Below are 20,515 nucleotides of genomic sequence, written 5' to 3' on the forward strand. Positions count from 1 at the left end.
TGCAAGAGACCAATCAATTGATGGCTCTCAGTCGAGTATCAGTAAGAAACCGATTAATGCCTCTGACAGCGTTGGTACAACAAGGTGAACAGGTACATCTCATTGGGCCGAATGGTTCAGGAAAAAGTACACTATTGGCCTGTATGGCCGGTATTTTACCCTATAGTGGCGCAATCAATTTGCAACAAAAGTGTCTTAATCAATATAGTCACTGCCAATTAGCCAGGCACAGAGCATGGCTTAGCCAGCAAATTTCTTCTGTGCCAATAATGCCGGTTTTTCAATATTTACAACTGCACTTAGCTGCCCATCTTGTTAATTGTGACGGCGTGTTGGCAGAACTTTGTTCCTTTTTTAAATTAGGAAAGCTTCTGGAGACACCTGTAGGCAATCTATCTGGTGGTGAATGGCAAAGAGTGCGATTAACCGGGGTTTTTTTACAAGTTTGGCCATCAATCAATTCGCAGGGCAAATTATTGCTCTTGGATGAACCTACGAATAATCTTGATATCACTCAGGTAGCAGCACTTGATCTGTTGATCAAGAAATTTTGTGAACTCGGTGGAGCCGTAGTCATGAGTGGTCATGATCTAAATCATAGCTATGATAAAGCTGATCGGATCTGGTTGCTCGCTAATGGATCACTGGTTGCGAATGGAAAACCGGATGAAGTAATGAAAGAAAACACGCTCTCTAGAGTTTTTGCTGCTGAGATCAAATGCATACCAGAAAGGGCAGATAAATATTGGCGGGTTTTCTTACCTTAATGCCTTAATGTAGTCCAGTCTTACTGTACCTACCGTGAATCTGTACGTATCGTGGATTTATAGTAATTTCCACTTAATTTGCTAAATCATACCTGTGTTTACGATTCGTTCAAATATAGTCATCTAATATATTGTCATATTATGAATGAATTGGACTGTGTTTTATGGATCGTTTTCTTCCATTTTCTCGTCCTGCGATAGGTGATGAAGAAATTCAGGCAGTAGAGAAGGTTCTTCGTTCGGGGTGGATTACAACAGGCCCTCAAAATCATCAATTGGAACAGGACTTTTGCCGCATGTTTGGCTGCAAATATGCGGTTGCATTGGCCTCTGCAACGGCGGGTATGCATCTGACACTCATGGCGTTGGGAATTGGCCCTGGTGACGAAGTGATCACACCATCTCAAACTTGGGTTTCCACAATAAATATGATCTGTTTGCTTGGTGCTGAACCGATCATGATTGATGTTGATCGTCATACTTTAATGGTTGACGCGCAGACAGTGAAAAAGGCGATTACTTCCAAAACCAAAGCGATTATTCCGGTTCACTATGCTGGTGCGCCTTGTGATTTAGATGCATTGCGTGGGATTGCTCAGGATGCAGGTATTCCATTGATTGAAGACGCAGCTCATGCATTAGGAACCCGTTATAAGAATGAATGGATTGGTGAGCACGGCACGGCGATTTTCTCTTTTCATGCCATAAAAAATGTCACCTGTGCGGAAGGGGGTTTAATTGCTACTGATAATAGTGAACTTGTTGAACGAATTCGGTGTCTAAAGTTTCATGGATTGGGTGTTGATGCTTTTGATCGTCAAATTCAGGGCAGGCGACCACAGGCGGAAGTTGTAGAACCGGGTTACAAATATAATTTATCTGATATTCATGCTGCGATTGCTGTTGTGCAATTAAGTAAATTGGAATCAATGAATATTCGCCGTCGGCAAATTGTCGCCCGTTATTCAGCGGCATTAAAAGATTCGCCTTTGCAGATGTTAAGTGTGCCTGATTACGAGCATATGCATGCTCATCATCTATTTATGGTGCGGGTTGATAAGGATGTTTGTGGCATTGATCGCGATACGTTAATGGCGCGTTTGAAAGAGAAAAATATTGGTACGGGTTTGCATTTCAGGGCTGTGCATACACAAAAATATTATCGGGATCGGTATCCGAAATTGTCATTACCCGAATCAGAGTGGAATTCAGTAACACTTTGTTCATTGCCGCTCTTTCCTGATATGAGTGATGACGATGTGGATTATGTTATTGATGCTTTAAAAGAAATTATTTCGGAGCACAGATAAGTGTTATTTGAACAAATTAAAAAAGTTTCTGTTGTTATTCCGGTTTATAACGAAGAAGAAAGTTTACCCCTTTTATTAGAAAGAACCTTAGCAGCTTGTAAACAATTGACTCAGGAATATGAGCTTATTCTTGTTGATGATGGCAGTAGTGATAAATCGGCGGAAATTCTGATTCAGGCCGCGGAACAATCTGAAAATCATGTTATTGCAATTTTACTTAATCGTAATTATGGCCAACATTCAGCGATTATGGCGGGGTTTAATCAGGTCAATGGCGATTTAATTATTACGCTCGATGCTGATTTGCAGAATCCGCCAGAAGAGATTCCTCGTCTTGTTAAAACGGCTGAACAGGGTTATGACGTCGTGGGTACCCGCCGGGCTAATCGGCAGGATTCTCTGTTTCGTAAAACAGCTTCAAAAATCATCAATGCGATGATTACTAAGGTAACAGGCCGTTCTATGGGCGATTATGGCTGTATGCTTCGTGCCTACCGTCGCCATATTGTTGACGCCATGTTGCAGTGTCATGAGCGCAGCACCTTTATTCCTATTTTGGCAAATACTTTTGCCCGTAAAACCATTGAGATTGATGTCGCTCATGCGGAGCGTGAATTTGGTGATTCCAAATATAGCTTCATGAAGCTGATTAATCTGATGTATGACTTGCTGACCTGCCTGACAACAGCACCGTTGCGTTTTCTGAGTGTAGTAGGCAGTGTGATTGCAGTTTCTGGTTTTTTGCTGGCTGTATTATTGGTGGTTTTACGTCTGATTTTCGGTGCTATATGGGCAGCAGAAGGGGTATTTACTCTATTTGCCATCCTTTTCATGTTTATTGGCGCACAGTTCGTCGCAATGGGCTTATTAGGTGAATACATAGGCCGTATCTATAACGATGTTCGTGCACGCCCCCGTTATTTTATTCAAAAAGTGGTCGGAAATAAAAAGACCAACGACAACCAGGAAGAGTAATAAATGAAAGCAATTGTATTTGCCTACCATGATATCGGCTGTATTGGGATCAATGCTTTAACTAAAGCTGGTTTTGATATTCAGGCGGTATTTACCCATACAGATGATCCTAATGAAAACCATTTTTTCTCTTCTGTTGCCCGTTTAAGTGCAGATTTAGCGCTGCCGGTTTTTGCGCCAGAGAATGTTAACCATCCACTTTGGATTGAACGTATTCGGGAACTGAAACCTGATGTGATTTTCTCTTTTTATTACCGAGATATGTTAAGCGAAGATATTTTATCGCTGTCGAGCACAGGCGCATTTAATCTGCATGGTTCACTGTTACCAAAATACCGTGGTCGTGCCCCGATTAACTGGGCGATTTTAAATGGTGAAGTGGAAACGGGTGTAACCTTGCATAAAATGGTGTTGAAACCTGATGCTGGGGATATTATTGCTCAACACAAGGTTGCTATTGCAGAAACAGATACTGCGTTAACGTTGCACGGTAAAATGCGTGAAGCAGCGGAAAAACTGCTTGATCAAGTATTACCCCAGATTAAAGCGGGAACTTATCCAGCCATACCTCAAAATGAAAGTCAGGCAACTTACTTTGGCCGTCGTACTGCTGCGGATGGTGAGATTGACTGGAACAGATCAGCTACTGAAATTAACAATCTTGTCAGGGCAGTGACTGAGCCATATCCAGGGGCATTTACTTTCTTGGGTGAGCGTAAGATTACTATCTGGCGCGCCTCCCCATTAAATGAGACTCATGATAAACAGCCAGGAACGGTATTATCGGTAGATCCGTTAATTATTGCCTGTGGAAAAGGCGCATTAGAAATTATCAATGGGCAAAGTGAATCGGGTTTGTATGTTCAGGGTCGCCGCTTGGCAGTCGATATGAGCATTGTGACTGATGTACGTGTTGGTTCAAAGGCAACTGCTCAAATTAGCCACCGGAAGCGTGTATTAATTCTCGGTGTAAATGGCTTTATCGGTAATCATTTGACAGAACGTCTATTACGTGATGGCAACTATGATATTTATGGTATGGATATTGGTTCTTCCGCCATTGAACGTTTTATTGGTAATCCGCGTTTTCACTTCATCGAAGGTGATGTCAATATCCATACTGAATGGATCGAATATCACATTAAAAAGTGTGATGTTGTTTTACCATTGGTTGCCATTGCGACTCCAATTGAATATACCCGTAATCCGTTGCGTGTATTTGAATTGGATTTTGAAGAAAATCTAAAGATTGTCCGTTATTGCGTTAAATACAATAAACGCATTATTTTCCCATCCACATCAGAAGTTTATGGAATGTGCGATGATAAAGAATTTGATGAAGATGACTCTCGTCTGATTGTTGGTCCAATCAATAAACAGCGTTGGATTTATTCTGTATCCAAGCAATTGTTAGATCGTGTTATCTGGGCATATGGCGAGAAAGAAGGGCTCAAATTCACCCTATTTCGTCCATTTAACTGGATGGGTCCACGTTTGGATAATTTGAACTCTGCACGTATTGGCAGTTCCAGAGCGATCACACAATTAATATTGAACTTGGTTGAAGGGTCCCCGATTAAACTGGTCGATGGTGGTGAACAGAAACGCTGCTTTACTGATATTAATGATGGTATTGAAGCGCTGTTTCGTATTATTGAAAACCGGGATGGATTATGTGACGGTCAAATTATCAATATTGGCAATCCAACTAATGAAGCCAGTATTCGCCAATTGGCGGAAACATTACTAGATAGCTTTGAAAACCATGAATTGAGAGATTATTTTCCGCCGTTTGCTGGATTTAAAAAGATTGAGAGCGGCAGTTACTACGGCAAAGGTTATCAGGATGTTGAACACCGTAAGCCAAGTATTAAAAATGCGGAGCGGTTATTAGATTGGAAACCCACCATTGACATGAAACAGACGATCAACGAAACACTGGATTTCTTCTTACGTGGCGCGGTGGAAGAATTAAGGAAAAATTAATGAAACAAGTTGGCTTGAGAGTTGATGTGGATACCTATCGAGGAACCGTTGAAGGGGTACCGCAATTGCTCAAAATGTTGGCAAAACATCAGATTCAGGCCAGTTTTTTCTTTAGTGTTGGGCCGGATAATATGGGGCGCCATTTGTGGCGTCTTTTACGGCCGAAATTCTTATGGAAAATGTTGAGGTCAAATGCAGCGTCTCTGTATGGTCTTGACATTTTACTGGCGGGGACTGCATGGCCGGGTAAGAAGATTGCTAAGGATTTAGGCTACTTGATGAAGCAAACGCGGGATGCAGGCCATGAAGTGGGTCTGCATGCTTGGGATCATCAGCGTTGGCAGGCAAAAGTCGGCCGTTGGTCTGAAACTCAGTTAACAGAGCAGGTTAAACTGGGGGTGGATGCATTGGTACAGGCAATTGGCCAACGGGTAACTTGTTCGGCTGTTGCTGGTTGGCGAGCGGATGAACGCGTACTCGCGGTAAAGCAACAATTTGGTTTTGATTACAACAGCGATTGTCGGGGAACTCATCCATTCAGGCCCATTTTGCCTGATGGTACTCTTGGTGCTGTGCAAATTCCGGTGACGTTGCCAACTTATGACGAAGTAATAGGCATTCAGGTTAAAGATGAAGATTTTAACCAGTTTATCCTTGATAAGATGAAAAACAGCCAGGGAGTTCCGGTATATACCATCCATACGGAAGTTGAAGGGATGTCCAAGTCCACAGAATTTGCAACGCTGTTGGAGATGGTTCATCAGGAAAACATACAATTTTGTGCATTGAGTCATCTGCTGCCTGAAAATATACAGCAACTTCCTGTCGGGAGAATTATTCGTTCTGAATTTCCCGGCAGAGAAGGATGGTTAGGATGCCAACAAGAGGTTTAACTTATATATGTTAAATAACCGGGCGTGTAAAGTAGGGGCTTTTTTAATGGCTCTTTTTTTTGTCCTTACTTATTTATTACCCCTTAATGGCCGTCTGCTATGGCAGCCTGATGAAACTCGTTATGCAGAAATTAGTCGAGAAATGCTGCAACGAGGAGATTGGATTGTTCCGTATTTGCTGGATATTCGTTATTTTGAAAAACCGGTAGCAGGCTATTGGATTAATAATATTAGCCAATGGATTTTTGGCGATAATAATTTTGCAGTCCGTTTTGGATCAGTTTTCTGTATTTTTATCAGCGCAATTTTATTATATCGACTTGCTATGATGATGTGGCATAACCGGCATATTGCTTTTGCCACTAGCCTTATCTACATCTCAATGTTTCTGGTATTTGCCATTGGTACTTATAGCGTACTCGATCCGATGTTTTCTTTGTGGATAACGGCTGCCATGTTGTGTAGCTTCTGGGCGCTAAAAACAGACGGTATCAAACAACGGATAATGGCATATTTGGCGCTTGGTTTGTGCTGCGGTATGGGTTTTATGACCAAAGGGTTTCTGGCATTGGCTGTTCCGGTCATTGCGATGCTGCCCATTGTCATTTATCAGAAGCGGGTCCTGCAAATGGTCTACTTTGGCCCACTTGCTATTATTTCGGCGATAGCAATTAGTTTACCGTGGGTAATTGCGATTGCCCTACGTGAGCCTGACTATTGGCACTATTTCTTCTGGGTGGAACATATTAAACGTTTTTCTTCCGATGATGCACAGCATATTGCGCCGTTCTGGTATTACATCCCCATTTTGATTTTTGGTGTGATCCCGTGGTTGGGATTATTACCTGGGGCGGTGATGAAAAGTTGGAAAGAAAGAAAATCCAATCCTGAAATGTTTTTTCTGCTTTGCTGGTTTGTCGTGCCATTGTTATTTTTCAGTATTGCGAAGGGGAAATTACCAACTTATATCCTGCCCTGTATGGCGCCATTGGCAATGATGATGGCTAAATTAGGTGTCGATTGTGTAAGAGATGGCAAGATGAAATTACTAAAAATCAATGGAATGGTTAACGTATTTCTTGGTTTGCTGGCGGTAATGGTTCTATTTGCTATGGAGGCAGTAACAAAACATTCTTTATATCAGCCATCAGAATGGTTTAAATGGGTTTTAGCGATTGTTGCTTTTGGCATTTGGGGCATTATTGGTTATCTGTGTTTTGCGCTGAATGGGAAATATTGGTTATGGGCGGCATTTTGTTCCATTGTTGTCAGTTTAGTGATAGGTCATGCTTTGCCTGAGAATACCGTTAATTCCAAATTACCGCAGCATTTTATTAAGTTACATCATCAGGAACTGGCAGACAGCCGCTATATTCTATCGGAAAGTGTTGGTCTTGCGACGAGTGTCGCTTGGGAGATGAAACGTAGTGATATTTATATATTTGAACGTTGGGGAGAGCTGGAATATGGATTGAATTATCCAGATAGCCAATATCGATATATCAGCTATCAAGATTTTCCGCAATGGTTGGCGAAAGCGCGTAAAGAAGGGCGGGTGTCAGTGCTCTTTCATTTATATAAAAATGAAAAATTACCTGATTTGCCAAAAGCAGATCATATTAATCGCAATTATCGCTTTGCTATTTTGGTTTATGAGAAACAACCATGATGAGTTTCGCTTTATTGTTGCTGGTTAGCTTGTTGACATGTGCTGGTCAGTTATGTCAGAAACAAGCGGTGATATGTTGGCAGCGTAATGTTTATCGGCGGGCATCTGTATTGAAATGGCTGGTGGGGGCGGTGATTCTGCTGGCTGTTGGTATGTTATTGTGGCTTCGTTTGTTGCAAATATTGCCATTGGGAATTGCTTATCCGATGCTGAGTGTGAATTTTATTATGGTCACTTTGGCGGGTAAGTTTTTCTATCAGGAGCAGGCAGGCAGAAAACATTGGAGTGGGGTTGCGTTTATCATGTTGGGTATTTTGCTAATGAGTTTGAATGAATGAAAGGTTATATTTGGGGATTAGTTAGCGTATTACTGGTGACAATAGCCCAGTTATTACTGAAATGGGGTGTTGTCAATTTGCCAGCATTGAATCTGGATTTGCATTGGTTTGATATTGAGTGGCTATGGAGTCATCGCCATTCTTTGGTGATGGTCATGGCTGGTTTGGCTGGATATCTGTTATCTATGCTATGTTGGTTATTTACGCTAAAATATTTACCTTTAAATAAAGCTTATCCGTTAATCAGCTTAAGTTATGTCTTTGTCTATTTAATAGCGGCTTTGTTGCCTTGGTTTAATGAAACTATCACATTATTGAAAACTGCGGGTGTGATTTTCATTTTGTGTGGCGTCTGGTTGATTAGCCGCCCAGAGTGAAGAATAAAATAAATATTTAGCTGTTTTACTTAAAATGCAGCCTTGTTTTTTTATTGAGTGCCGGATAGAGTTAGCTTATTTTGCTGATCTTATGAGGAGGGGGTAATGATAATCAGAACAAAAGAGTTGCTCTTGTTGCTCAGTCTGTTACTTATTGGCTGTTCCAGTCACGCCCCCAGGATTCCGGCTCCGGCGTTAAAAACGGCGCTTTCTGATCCAATCATGGTAATTGCTCAGCTTAAGGATCAGCTTAATCAATGGCGTGGTACACCTTATCATTATGGTGGAATGGATCATCGGGGGGTAGATTGTTCTGGTTTTGTTTACCGCACTTTCAGTGACCGGTTTGATATTCAATTACCTCGTACTACCGGTGGGCAAATAAAATTAGGGGCCCGCATTGATAAAAGCGATTTAATGCCGGGTGATTTGGTCTTTTTCAGAACAGGTAGCGGCGAACATGGATTACATGTTGGCATTTATGATGCTAATAATCAGTTTATTCATGCATCGACCCATAAAGGCGTTACTCGTTCATCTATGAATAATGTTTACTGGAAAAAAGCTTTTTGGCAAGCTCGCAGAATTTAGATCCACTTTTACCAACGAATTGGTTAAAATATTTATTTTAGTATTATTTTAGTATTATTTTAGTATTATTTTGTTATTTATAATGTGGCGCTATTGGAATTTGTAGTGATACGTTATTTCTTTTTTAAATGAATTTTTTGATTACAGGTTTATTATCTATACCTAATAGATTTCGAGTTGCATCGCGACGGCAAGGGAGCGAATCCCTGGGAGTATAGAGAACTATGTGACCGAGGTGAGTGAGTGCAGCCAACAAAGAGGCAGCTTGAAAGATAACGGGTATATAACTATATTTTTAAATGTAGTAATATATTCTTTACATATTTTCAATAAGTTTTATTTTCATAAATAAAATATAATCAATACGAGATGCAATAAAAAAATATTTTTATTTGTTTTCATGATAAAGAACTTAAATATTATTTATTAAGTCGATTTGTTTTTATGGTTTATATTTTTATTTGCTCGATTAGACTAATAGGTGTATTTTTCGTGATGGGTAGGTCAGTTGCTATATTTAAGCATATTTTCTTCAAAGAAAAATACATTGTGAAATATAAATAATTTACCTATGAAAAAGATATTGGGTTTATATTTCTTAGAGTAAAAAATTAATATTTAAAACAGTTTTACATTAGCGCGCTATAAATATGATTGATTAAATAAATAATTTTTATCTGCAAAAAAACAATTATATTTTGGTGAAGAGAATAGACCTAATAACTTAAATTATCTTAAGAGGAAAACTGATGATAGATAAACAATCTTATTCTCCTGAAATAAAATATTCTCAGTGGGCGCCTAATGATGCGCCGCTATTTATCATACTTGGACAATCAAATAGTTATGGTCATGGAACACAATTACCGCCAGATGAAGAAATTACCCAAGGTTTAAAAAACGTATTCACATTATCTCTGTCAGAAGTTTACAGTGTTGACTTTCCTGCAATTAACTGGACAGGGCTGACTAGCTTTGGGAATGCCAATATTGGCGCTCCTGTCGGTTCACCTAGTGGCAATCAAGATCACTCAGTTAATGCTGCCAACCGTTTTGCTAAACTCTGGCAAGACCATATAAATCAAGGTAATGCGCTTAATTTGCCTGATCTTTATGTCATTTTGATGGGTTGGGGTGGTCAGGGTATATATCTGGATAATTTGCCGGATAACCGTTGGGCGCCTGAGCGTGATCCCAGCGATGTGGAATCACTTTATCCCCGTGCGATCAGAACCTTGCGCATGACGGTCGAATCATTGCGTAAGCTAGGCAAAAATCCTCGCATTTTGGCTGTCCATTGGAACCAATGGGAATCAGAAGCCGGAAGTTTATTGGCGGCACAGGCATCAGAGAAGAATTTTACCCGCATTATTACGGGTATCAATGATGCTTTGGATTCTCGCAGTATACCGTGGAGATTGTATTATCCGCTTTCGGTTGTGGTTGATCCCATTAACACCAGCTATGTGCTTGAGGCAATCAATAACGTTATCGCTGATGATCCCCAATACCGAACATTGATTGATGCACGGAATTCTCCTGACTATACCGGAAAGGCGACTGAGTTTGGTGTCTTTCTGCCTGATAGTATTCATTATGATGGTAAAACCCAGACATGGTTTGCCCAACAGGAATGGGAATTGATTTTATCCGGTTATAAAGGGGTTGAACTACCATAGGATTAATTATCTAAGAGATATCAAGATGGCGGCTTAGGCTGTCATCTGTTATCAGGCAGAAAATAATACATTCTTAGGTGCTCATGTGTGCCTTTTTGGCATACATATTGATAAACGCCTATTTTGTATGCCATAATGGCACCATGTTTATATAGACTAAAAGTGTAGGTGAAATTATGGCTACTAATACAGAACGCAAAGAGACCCGTTTAGTTGCAAGAGCCTCCTCAGAGATTCAAGAGATCATACAAAGGGCGGCTGATTACTCCGGCGCAACACTTTCACAGTTTCTTATTGAATCAGCAATGGAGAAAGCGCGTAACGTAATTGAACGGACTGAAACCTTACATCTTTCGATGGAGGGGGCTGATGCTTTGTTGGCAGCTTTGGAAAATCCGCCAAAAGCAAACTCTAAACTACTTAAAGCCGCTGAGTACTATAAGGATAGGGTGAATGTCCGTAATCATTGAAGAAATCACTCAGCAGCATGATCGTAGGGCGTTTGATTGCGGTGTCAGTGAATTAAATCAGTTTTTACAACAGCAAGCTCGGCAGAAAACCGTAAAGCATATTTCAAAAACTTATGTGGCCTGCCGAGATTCCGTGCCCATGACTATTATCGGATATCACACACTTACCGGATATTCAGTGACAACTCCGCTTGCCCACAGGGATTACAAAAAATATCCTCATCCACTTAGTGCGGTAAAATTGGCCCGACTTGCTGTGGATTGTTCATACAAGAGGCAAAGGATAGGTGAACAGCTATTGATTGATGCCATTTATCGGACAGTGTTGGTCGCACAGCAAGTTTCAGCGATTGGGCTGTTTGTTGATCCTATGACCTCAGAGGTCATTCCGTTTTATCAGCAATATGGATTTTTGCCAGCCGATCCTAACGATAATTCACGCCTTGAAATGTGGCTACCCATCAAAATTTGTATAGAAGTCAGGAGCACCCTAATATGAGTACTCGATTGAAAAATAATAAATTCCTATCAAATACAGAAATTGAAGAGTTTTATTTTTGGTCTGAGTTTAATACTCATTAACAGTGCTTTTATTTCATGCTGAATCAATCTGAAAGAGTGGCACTGGTAATATTAAAACTCGTATTTATTTCATAGAGGCAACTTGAAAGATAACGGGTATATTTATATTTCTCAAGCTATACCAATATTCAAAGAAAATCAGAATTGCCGCTTATAATATTAGCGGCAATCTTTGGAGAGTTATTGAAATATTATTGCCAACTGACAGTAATTTCTCCGGTTTGACCTGCCACCGGTACTGTTCCACCATTTGCTACTCTCAGAGCATAAAAAAATTGCTGCGTCGGACTGCTATTATTGAATGCGGCGGTTGACATTCTTCGAGTGCGTGATATATCCAGGCAATTGTTGGTATTTCCTTGGCAAAGATAAACAGATAGTCCTTTAGGCCATCCAACAACGTTCCAGGTCCAAGATACATTGTTAATACTGCCGGAGGCCGGTGGCGATCCGGAGATAGGAAGATAAGCTATTTCTGTGAAGTTTCTGGAATACACTGTCGGCAGAACAACTGAAGAGTGATAGCTGCCACTTGCCGCAGGTGCTGTTTGTGAGAACATAGTTAACAATAATGCGCTACCAATACCCAATATTTTTTTTAATTTCATAGCCATTACCCCAATATCTGATAATTCTCTATTGCGAGAGCTTAGATATACATTTTGATCTCGCGCCCTGTATCTTCTGAATTTTTATAAAAGCCTGCACGCAATGCCAAAGTAGGCAGGAGTAATTTGGGTGGATTAACCCTAAAATGCAATGGGTAACTTGAATTTATGTTAAGTAAATCTAATATATTGTTGCTGTTTGATGTTTTTGCTTCTCACTTAAACTGTAATCTTTTACAACAGGATCTTCCCATGATATAAAACTTGCTAAACAATCAAGTGGAGTCAGTGATACGTTTAATGGATGTCAAAAACGATGAATAAATCAGACATGACAATCACAACTTCCCCATGTCAGGAAGCCCTGATTTACATGGAAAATATTTGTCGATCTTATCGTATGGGGGAAAAATATTACCCAGTGCTTGATGAAATATCATTCACTATCATGCGCGGGCAAAGTTGTGCAATTGTCGGCGCTTCCGGCTCAGGTAAAAGTACTCTACTTAATATTCTTGGTTTACTGGATCAGCCTACTTCGGGATATTTTCAGTTTAGGGACGTTAATATAACAAGTGTCACTCCTAATAAGCGGGCGAGAATAAGAAATCAGGAAATTGGTTTCGTGTTTCAGAGTTTCAATTTACTTCCCAGAATGCAGGCGTTGGATAATGTGGCGTTGCCATTGTTATATCGTGGATATTCACGTTCTCTGGCCCGGCAGGAAGCGCAATATCAGCTTGAATTGGTTGGTTTGGCGGATCGTATACACCATCGTCCGGCAGATCTCTCAGGGGGACAGCGGCAGCGTGTCGCTATTGCCAGAGCGTTGGTCGGCAAGCCTTCTCTGATTCTGGCGGATGAACCGACAGGTAATCTCGATAGTGCCACGGCTCGCGATATCATGGCGCTTCTTCTGTCACTGAACCGTGAACAAGGCGTTACGCTCGTCATGGTTACACATGATGACGCAATAGCCAAAAATATGCAGCGTTGTCTCTATGTTAATGGCGGTCGGCTCTCCGAAACCGATCTGCGGCTGGATAGCCTCGATGCTTAATATGAATTCTGATCGCTACGGTTTTTCCTTCGTGCAAGCCCTGCGTGAATCACTGGGTAGCTTGCGTCTGCTAGGAAGGCGCTCCTTGCTTGCTTTGCTTGGTATCGCCGTTGGATGTGCTTCTGTCATTGCACTTTTAAACATCGGCCATAACGCTGTTAATGAAGCTATCAGCACGTTTAAAAGTATGGGCAGCAATATTTTGGTTGCTCATTTTGGTTTTATTCCCGGTGTCGATGTCAAACCCGCGCCATCTACACTGGATACTCAGGCGCTGATTCATACAATACCGACTATCGCACATGCTGCGCCCATCACGTTACACTCAACCCGCATACGCTTCCAAGGACAAGGGATAGATACGAATATTACCGGAACATCCTCTGATCTGGCTGCGGTGCTGGATTTACAGACTGAGCGGGGGCGTTTTCTGTCAGACTATGATCGTCAAACGACCTATGCGGTGCTCGGAGCGGATATTGCCAAACAATTAAAAGTCGCCAATCAACCAATTCGAATAGGTAGTCAATTGCAAATTGGGGAATATCTGTTTGAAGTTATAGGAATTCTCGCTGCTCAGGGGCCAAACCCTTTACTCCCCGGCTCGATTGATCATTCCGTCATATTGCCCATTGAAGCAATGCGACGATTGCGGCCTGCGCCAGAAATTGGCAGCGTCATTGCCAAAGTACGTGACACAACAACGCTAAACAGTGACGCGGTGTCGTTACGTGACTACCTTGTCTCATTATCAAAAGGTCGTGACGTCGAAGTTGAGATCCCGAAACAATTGCTTGATGGATTGACGCGTCAGGCAAAGACATTTTCCTATTTGCTCGCGGGGTTAGGGGGTATTTCGTTGTTAGTGGGAGGTGTGGGCGTGATGAATGTCATGTTGATGAATGTTTCGGAACGCAGGCGTGAAATTGGTGTTCGTATGGCTTTGGGCGCTCGGCCCGTCGATATTGGTATGCTTTTTATGCTGGAGGCTGCCATTCTGGCAATTGCCGGTGCAATGGTTGGTTCGTTATTGGGGGTAGCGGCGGGGTACCTATTTGTAAAATTTTCGGGTTGGGTATTTACGTTATCCCTATTCTCTCTGCCTCTGGGTATCGCCAGTTCATTAGTGATCGGCCTGTTTTTCGGTATCAATCCGGCATTAGCGGCTGCCAAATTACAACCTGTAGAGGCACTGCGTGATGATTAGCCAAGTTTTTCAACATGCTATTGGCATCATCATTGCCCTGATAATAACGATATCTGCCAAACAGGTTTTAGCGGAGCAGTTGAATCCATCGCAAGCAACCATGCCGGCAACGAATACAATTTCGCTTAATCAGCAAATTATTGGTCTGACACTCAGTGATGCAATCTATTTAGGGTTACGAAATAATCGTTCGATTCGCAGTGCTTATTTGGATCGGATTGCACAGAAATTCGATTTACGTGTTGCTGAGGATCGCTTTACGCCAAAATTGCTGATTAATAGCCGTTATATCGCTGCCCGTAATCAAAGCGATCGTTATCGCCAAAGCGAGATTACACCCACATCTACGTTGCTTGGAGAATATGGTACTCGATTCAGTTTATCTTGGACGAATCGGACGACATGGGCAGACAACGCGGGTCGTAGCCGTAATGATGGTGTTTCATTTTCAGTGATTCAGCCTCTGCTGCGCGGCGCCGGCAAAGATGTGGCTACAGCGCCTGTGCGTCTCGCGCAATTGATGGAGCAGACAAATCGTTTGAACCTAAAAGCGACGGTATCCCAGACTATCACGCAGATTATTATGGCTTATCGTGAATTGTTGCGCGCGCAAGAACAATTACAAATCGCACGTGATGCTCTTGAACGTTCACGTCAACTGTTGGAAGTGAACAAAGCTATGATCTCCGCAGGCAGAATGGCTGCTTTTGAGATTGTCCAGACGGAGGCTGATGTTGCCATGCAGGAACTATCTGCGGAGGAAGCAGCTAATCAATTGGATACCAGTCGTTTAGAATTGCTGCGGTTGCTCGCTTTAGACTTACAAACTCAGGTAAAAGCTGCTGATAGATTGGAAGCTAAGCGTGTAGATATTCACCTGCTTCAGGCGCAGAATTTAGCACAAGAGCAGCAACCATCGTATCTCACTCAGTTGATTACTGCGGAGCAGGCTGTAATTAACCTGACTGTTGCCCGTAACGAACGTTTATGGGATGTCTCTTTGGTTGGTGGAGCGAGTCAGGTACGTGATAGAACAGGGTCAAACAGTTCGCGTAATTGGGAAAATTACGCTGGTGTTCAGGTGGAGATACCCATTGGCGATTTGAGCCAGCGTCAGGCAGAGGTGCGGGCGCGGGTTGATGTTCAGAACCAAGACATCCGTCTTGCTGAGGCAAAGCAGTCACTAGAACGCGATGTGGGCAATGCGGTGCGCGATATTGGTACACGTTGGCGTCAATATGAGATCGCTCAGCGTGCCAGGGATCTATCTTTGCGTAAGCTGGAGATTGAGCGTGAGAAATTGACGGTAGGCCGCTCTAGTAACTTTCAGGTATTGAGCTTTGAAACCGATTTGCGTAATGCTGAGAATGTCCGTCTTAATGCGTTGATCACTTACTTAAATGCACAAGCACAGTTGGACGAAACATTGGGTACCACGTTAGGGAGTTGGGATATTGCACTTAACGACTAAAATCAGGGCGTTTGCCCGTTTTCGACGTAAAACTCTTTGGTTCACGGCGTTTGTTATTGCACTAATCGCTGGTACCGCCATTACTTATCTTTTCTTTCCTTCCTCAACTGAGACATCGTCGCAACGATGGGTGCATGTTGAACCGCAACTACAGGAAAATCGTCTTGGGTTAGTTGGCCGCATCCAGGCTGCAACCAGTTTGACAATAGCAGCGCCATTTGATGGTGTTATTGCCGAAGTGATGGTAACTGAGGGCCAGCGTGTTAAGCGAGGGCAACCGCTGTTAAGCCTTGATACGACACAGTTGGACATTCAACTGCGGCAGGCGCTTACTGAACTGTTGAAAGCCCAGAAAACCGTACAAGATTTGGTGGGATGGGAAAACAGTCCTGATGTCGCTAGGGTACGTAGAACTTTAACGAATGCTCAGTTAAGTTTGAGTGATACCGAACGCAAGCTAATCGATACCCGGGCTTTGTTCGAGCGTGGCATTGTTCCCCGCATGGAGGTTGATACATTGGAGCAGCAGGTCAAAGTTCAACAGCTTGATCTTGCCGCTGCTAAGGTGGATCTGAGTGTTGCCCTCGATAAAGGCACAGGGGAGAATCGCCAGATTGCTGATATGGAATTAGCGAATGCTCAATCGCGTTATCAGGCGCTTCAGGCCCAGCAAGCCCAACGTGAATTAATTTCTCCTTTTGATGGCATTGTTATTCGTCCCCAGGTACCGGAATCAGATAAAGGGTTATTTATTCAAAAGGGGACACGTGTCACACAGGGAACACCTCTGTTAGGAATAATCAATTTAGAACAAATCCAGGCGGTAGCCCGTATTGAAGAGGCCGACCTTCATCAAGTGTATGAAGGAATGCCGGTTGAGATCACCGGTGACGGTTTTGCCGGGCTATCTCTACGGGGGAAAATTAAGACAATTGGCGTACAGGGGAATTCAAAGGAAATGCAAGGAGCGGGTGTAACCTACGATCTGCTAGTGGCGATTGATCCTCTTGCTCCTGAACAGCGGCAGCGCATTCGGCTGAATATGAGTGCGAAACTGGCTATTGTCACGTATCGCAATGAACGTGGATTGGCCGTGCCCGCCGAGGCATTACGTACCGGCCCTGATGGACGAACTTTCGTCAACTATCGCCGTGAATTAAACGCACAAACACAGCAAATTATGGTGACGCCGGGGCATGCTGTTCCTCAAGGTGTAGAGGTGAGCGGGTTGGAGGCAGGCTATGTTGAAGTTCTTGTGCAGAAATAATTCATTCAACCTCATTGAGCAGATAATATAATTTGGGTGGAATATCTGATTGTGAAAATTTATATATTGGAAGTTCATTTGCCACAATATTTAAATTTTTGAATCTGCAATTGATGATCTTTCGTTACCGCCTTTGCGTTACAGCAAAGTAAGATCTCGACCATAGTTGTCAATCAAAATGTGAACATGAAGGGCTTCCCCATCCATTTCAAAAAATGCTTAAACTTTACTAATGTGCGCTATTTAAATAAATTCTGCAAAAAAGTGGTCTATATTATAGAGACATAAAGTGGAAATTTACTTTATGAGGTTGAGCATATATTGTACGTAAAAATAAATTATAGAAAAGAAAGTTGTATTGAAACGCAGTAAGCCATTCTATATACCCGTTATCTTTCAAGATGCATCTTGAAAGATAACGGGTAGAAACAACATAAAGGAGAGTATCTAACATGTTAGTACATAAATCGTTGTTGGCCCTGTTTGCAACTGCTTCCTTAACTGCCGCAGGTATTGCTTATGCAGGCCCGCCTGTAACAGTGACATTTAAACATCTTGGTGCGTTTGGTAGCGAGGATGCTGTTTACACCATCATTTCTAATAATGAATCCGGTACCTATGTCAATGCAACACCTAAACCTAGTCCAAGCGTAGGGCCGGGAGGAGTCGATATTTATCAGGTTCAAAGCCCGCTTTCACCTGATGTAAACTATGCGATGGTGCGATATAAAATAGGGGCTAAAACTTGCGAATTTATGACCACTTTTGTGAACGCATATGTTAATGGCGTTAAAATTCCAAAATGGAATAAAGGAGCAACGCCGAGTGGAGGCGCTGTTTGTAATGCAACTATCACCTCTACTAATATTGCGACCTACGCATGGTCAGTTGAATTTACTATGAAGTAGCAGAGGCGAGCCAGATACCTTATGAGATATATCTGGCTCATCATGTTTTTCACTTGGTTTATTTCTCAGTTAATTAATTTTCCCGCTGCATAATTGATGATAATCAGATTCTTAAAAAGAACTTGTTACTATTATCAAAAGCCTGTGAATTTATTGAAAAATGTGTCAAAGAACATAGTGGTATGACATTATTATTCCTATGTGATACATATGTGATAGAAATCATAAAAATCATAAAAACAACTTTAGGGTATTGTGTAGTTCCCTTTTTGGGTGTTTATTTATTTTAGGGGAGAATCTTCTAAGAATGGACTACTATTTTATTAGTTTTTATTTTTAACAAATTAAACACTACGGGGCTGGTTTGTATACTCTATAGATATCAAGATGCATCGCGGCGGCAAGGGAGCGAATCCCCGGGAGCATAGCTAACGATGTGACCGGGGTGAGTGAGTGCAGCCAACAAAGAGGCAACTTGAAAGATAACGGGTATATATGGAAAAGCGAGCGAAGGGCATAGAATTACAACAAGCCATTCAAAAAAAAGCCCAATTGTATAAATACACGCTTGATAAATATCAAATATCTGTCGTCGAAAATATGGTGTGTTTAATTAATACGATGCTTAGTCGCTCTTGGTTTAAACGTTCCTATGTAAAGGGGATTTATGTTTGGGGCCCGGTAGGAAGAGGGAAAAGTTTTATATTAGATGCTTTTTTCGAGGCTGTGCCTATAAAAAATAAACGTAGAGTCCATTTCCACCATTTCTTTCGTGAACTTCATCAATTAATGAACCTTCAAATAGGAAAGAAGGATACAATGGAAGCAACTTTACATACTCAGCTACAAAACTGCCGATTATTGTGTTTCGATGAATTTCATCTGCATGATATTGGAGACGCAATGCTTATTAGCCGGCTTTTAAATTTTATCTTTCAGCGTGGTATAGTCTTAATAACAACTTCAAATTATCCTCCTAATGATTTACTGGCAAACCCCCTTTATCATGAGCGGTTTTTACCTGCTATTCAACTTATTGAAAAGAATATGAAGATAGTTTCGATGGAGGGAGATATTGATTATCGATGTCTGGTTGGCAATGATGTCGATCCTTTTTGCCAAGGTGCTTATGTTTGGCCTGGGAATAAAGAGCAACGTATTAAGCTGTCTTTGCCAGAACATCTTATGTCTACTATAAATATAAAAGTTGGCTATCGCATGTTGTCTGTGTTATCTGCTGCCAATGGTACAATTCATTTGACTTTCCAGGATCTGTGCATCAGTCCGACAGCGGTAATGGACTACCTTACTTTAAGTGAACGTTATCAGTGCTGGATTATTGAGGATGTTCCTGAATTAGGTCAGGTTTCTAGCGCCGCTCAACAACGTTTTATTAATGTGGTCGATGTGCTTTATGACCAACGCTGTCAGCTCTTTTTGATCGGTTGTCACCCACTGGATGATAAAATGTTTGATGGTGTTGAACTGGCAGATATTTCGCGTACACGCAGCCGTCTTAGTCAATTGAAACAATATGGTTTGGGCTTTTCTATAGTGTGAATATGATCTAATTAACTACTCATAAGATAGGTTAAGAAAAAAATGTTGGATGCTTTAACTTACTCAAATTATGCCGTAATAGTCGGTGCTCTGTTGATTGCTTACATTATATTTGGAATTGCTGGTTTTGGTACGGCTTTAATTGCAAGCCCAGTACTAGCGTTATATATTCCTGTGGCTAAAATTGTTCCCTTGCTGGCATTACTAGATATGTTTGCCGCGATCGTTAATGTTAGTCGTGACGGACGTAAAGCCGATTGGAAGGAATTAAAACGCCTTGTTCCATTGATGATTTTCGGTAGCCTTATTGGCGCGGCGATATTACTTAAAACTAAACCTGAAATACTCTTGCTTGCCTTAGGTGTATTTGTTGTTCTGTATTCTGTCTACTCTTTGAGTGGCTTAAAGCCAAATCGGAATTTTTCATCTACTGCTTCGTTCCCTTTCGGATTAATTGGTGGAGTATTCAGTGCATTATTTGGTAGCGGTGGTTTTCTATATGCAATTTATCTAAGCGGACGGATTGAAAATAAAGAGGCTATGCGTATCACTCAAACCACACTTATTGGTCTCAGTACGTTAACTCGAGTAATAATTTTTGGTTTGGCTGGCGTATATTTCGATACTGATTTGATTTTGTTGGTATTGGTACTTGCTCCTGGCATGTTAGTTGGTATCACATTTGGTCGGTATATTACGTTGAGAATGTCGCGTGAGCAATTTTTGAAGCTGGTTAATATTGTAGTATTAGTTTCTGGTGTGATGTTAATAATTAAATATTTTTATTAATATTCCAG

At 41.6% G+C, this 20,515-nt stretch carries 20 protein-coding genes; 19 read left to right on the forward strand and 1 reads right to left on the reverse strand.

What is annotated here, in order from left to right; all coding sequences use genetic code 11:
* Positions 1-20 precede the first annotated feature (20 nt).
* The 12 genes from btuD to OO184_RS00140 all read left to right on the forward strand — a co-directional run bounded on the left by btuD (position 21) and on the right by OO184_RS00140 (position 11,554).
* Entirely contained in the window at positions 21-767 is a 747-nt protein-coding gene (btuD, locus tag OO184_RS00085) for a vitamin B12 ABC transporter ATP-binding protein BtuD (protein WP_283256180.1), read from the forward strand.
* A 164-nt stretch (positions 768-931) separates the two neighbouring features.
* Positions 932-2,077: a UDP-4-amino-4-deoxy-L-arabinose aminotransferase gene (arnB, locus tag OO184_RS00090; RefSeq protein ID WP_265377462.1), complete on the forward strand. Its 1,146-nt coding sequence runs from the start codon at positions 932-934 to the stop codon at positions 2,075-2,077.
* On the forward strand, positions 2,078-3,052 hold the full coding sequence (gene arnC / locus OO184_RS00095; protein ID WP_265377463.1) for an undecaprenyl-phosphate 4-deoxy-4-formamido-L-arabinose transferase: 975 nt from the start codon (positions 2,078-2,080) through the stop codon (positions 3,050-3,052).
* A gap of 3 nt (positions 3,053-3,055) precedes the next feature.
* Complete coding sequence (gene arnA / locus OO184_RS00100) at positions 3,056-5,038, forward strand: bifunctional UDP-4-amino-4-deoxy-L-arabinose formyltransferase/UDP-glucuronic acid oxidase ArnA (protein ID WP_265377464.1); 1,983 nt, start codon at positions 3,056-3,058, stop codon at positions 5,036-5,038.
* A complete protein-coding gene (gene arnD / locus OO184_RS00105; RefSeq protein WP_265377465.1) occupies positions 5,038-5,931 on the forward strand; it encodes a 4-deoxy-4-formamido-L-arabinose-phosphoundecaprenol deformylase in 894 nt (297 codons plus the stop codon). Before arnA ends, arnD begins: the two co-directional genes overlap by 1 nt.
* 7 nt (positions 5,932-5,938) lie before the next feature.
* Positions 5,939-7,600 (forward strand): lipid IV(A) 4-amino-4-deoxy-L-arabinosyltransferase, encoded by a 1,662-nt coding sequence (arnT, locus tag OO184_RS00110; protein ID WP_265377466.1) that lies wholly within the window; start codon positions 5,939-5,941, stop codon positions 7,598-7,600.
* Positions 7,597-7,938 (forward strand): 4-amino-4-deoxy-L-arabinose-phosphoundecaprenol flippase subunit ArnE, encoded by a 342-nt coding sequence (arnE, locus tag OO184_RS00115; RefSeq protein WP_265377467.1) that lies wholly within the window; start codon positions 7,597-7,599, stop codon positions 7,936-7,938. The genes arnT and arnE overlap by 4 nt, the downstream gene beginning before the upstream one ends.
* The gene (arnF, locus tag OO184_RS00120) at positions 7,935-8,315 is read left to right on the forward strand and encodes a 4-amino-4-deoxy-L-arabinose-phosphoundecaprenol flippase subunit ArnF (protein ID WP_265377468.1); all 381 of its coding nucleotides are present in this window, start codon (positions 7,935-7,937) and stop codon (positions 8,313-8,315) included. The genes arnE and arnF overlap by 4 nt, the downstream gene beginning before the upstream one ends.
* Before the next feature lie 105 nt (positions 8,316-8,420).
* On the forward strand, positions 8,421-8,906 hold the full coding sequence (locus OO184_RS00125; protein WP_265377469.1) for a C40 family peptidase: 486 nt from the start codon (positions 8,421-8,423) through the stop codon (positions 8,904-8,906).
* A 749-nt stretch (positions 8,907-9,655) separates the two neighbouring features.
* On the forward strand, positions 9,656-10,585 hold the full coding sequence (locus OO184_RS00130; RefSeq protein WP_265377470.1) for a sialate O-acetylesterase: 930 nt from the start codon (positions 9,656-9,658) through the stop codon (positions 10,583-10,585).
* A 176-nt stretch (positions 10,586-10,761) separates the two neighbouring features.
* Entirely contained in the window at positions 10,762-11,055 is a 294-nt protein-coding gene (locus tag OO184_RS00135) for a type II toxin-antitoxin system TacA family antitoxin (RefSeq protein ID WP_118986169.1), read from the forward strand.
* Positions 11,039-11,554 (forward strand): GNAT family N-acetyltransferase, encoded by a 516-nt coding sequence (locus OO184_RS00140; RefSeq protein ID WP_265377471.1) that lies wholly within the window; start codon positions 11,039-11,041, stop codon positions 11,552-11,554. The genes OO184_RS00135 and OO184_RS00140 overlap by 17 nt, the downstream gene beginning before the upstream one ends.
* A gap of 274 nt (positions 11,555-11,828) precedes the next feature.
* Here the strand turns inward: OO184_RS00140 and OO184_RS00145 are convergent, their stop codons facing one another.
* Positions 11,829-12,245 carry a flagellar protein FlhE gene (locus OO184_RS00145; protein WP_265377472.1) on the reverse strand — a complete coding sequence of 139 codons (417 nt, stop codon included), beginning with the start codon at positions 12,243-12,245 and terminating at the stop codon, positions 11,829-11,831.
* A gap of 316 nt (positions 12,246-12,561) precedes the next feature.
* Between OO184_RS00145 and OO184_RS00150 the strand changes: the two genes are divergently transcribed.
* From OO184_RS00150 to OO184_RS00180, 7 genes are all read left to right on the forward strand, one after another.
* Positions 12,562-13,305, forward strand: a complete 744-nt coding sequence (locus OO184_RS00150; RefSeq protein ID WP_265377473.1) for an ABC transporter ATP-binding protein — start codon at positions 12,562-12,564, stop codon at positions 13,303-13,305.
* A 1-nt stretch (position 13,306) separates the two neighbouring features.
* Positions 13,307-14,512, forward strand: coding sequence for an ABC transporter permease (locus tag OO184_RS00155; RefSeq protein ID WP_265377648.1), 1,206 nt, complete (start codon positions 13,307-13,309; stop codon positions 14,510-14,512).
* Positions 14,505-15,983 carry a TolC family protein gene (locus tag OO184_RS00160; protein WP_265377474.1) on the forward strand — a complete coding sequence of 493 codons (1,479 nt, stop codon included), beginning with the start codon at positions 14,505-14,507 and terminating at the stop codon, positions 15,981-15,983. The genes OO184_RS00155 and OO184_RS00160 overlap by 8 nt, the downstream gene beginning before the upstream one ends.
* The gene (locus tag OO184_RS00165) at positions 15,967-17,250 is read left to right on the forward strand and encodes an efflux RND transporter periplasmic adaptor subunit (protein ID WP_265377475.1); all 1,284 of its coding nucleotides are present in this window, start codon (positions 15,967-15,969) and stop codon (positions 17,248-17,250) included. Before OO184_RS00160 ends, OO184_RS00165 begins: the two co-directional genes overlap by 17 nt.
* A gap of 452 nt (positions 17,251-17,702) precedes the next feature.
* Complete coding sequence (locus OO184_RS00170; protein ID WP_265377476.1) at positions 17,703-18,158, forward strand: hypothetical protein; 456 nt, start codon at positions 17,703-17,705, stop codon at positions 18,156-18,158.
* Positions 18,159-18,653: 495 nt separating this feature from the next.
* The gene (gene zapE / locus OO184_RS00175; protein ID WP_265377477.1) at positions 18,654-19,718 is read left to right on the forward strand and encodes a cell division protein ZapE; all 1,065 of its coding nucleotides are present in this window, start codon (positions 18,654-18,656) and stop codon (positions 19,716-19,718) included.
* A 42-nt stretch (positions 19,719-19,760) separates the two neighbouring features.
* Positions 19,761-20,507 (forward strand): sulfite exporter TauE/SafE family protein, encoded by a 747-nt coding sequence (locus OO184_RS00180; protein WP_265377478.1) that lies wholly within the window; start codon positions 19,761-19,763, stop codon positions 20,505-20,507.
* Positions 20,508-20,515 lie beyond the last annotated feature (8 nt).

This window comes from Photorhabdus aballayi (assembly GCF_026153155.1).
Lineage (GTDB): Bacteria > Pseudomonadota > Gammaproteobacteria > Enterobacterales > Enterobacteriaceae > Photorhabdus > Photorhabdus luminescens.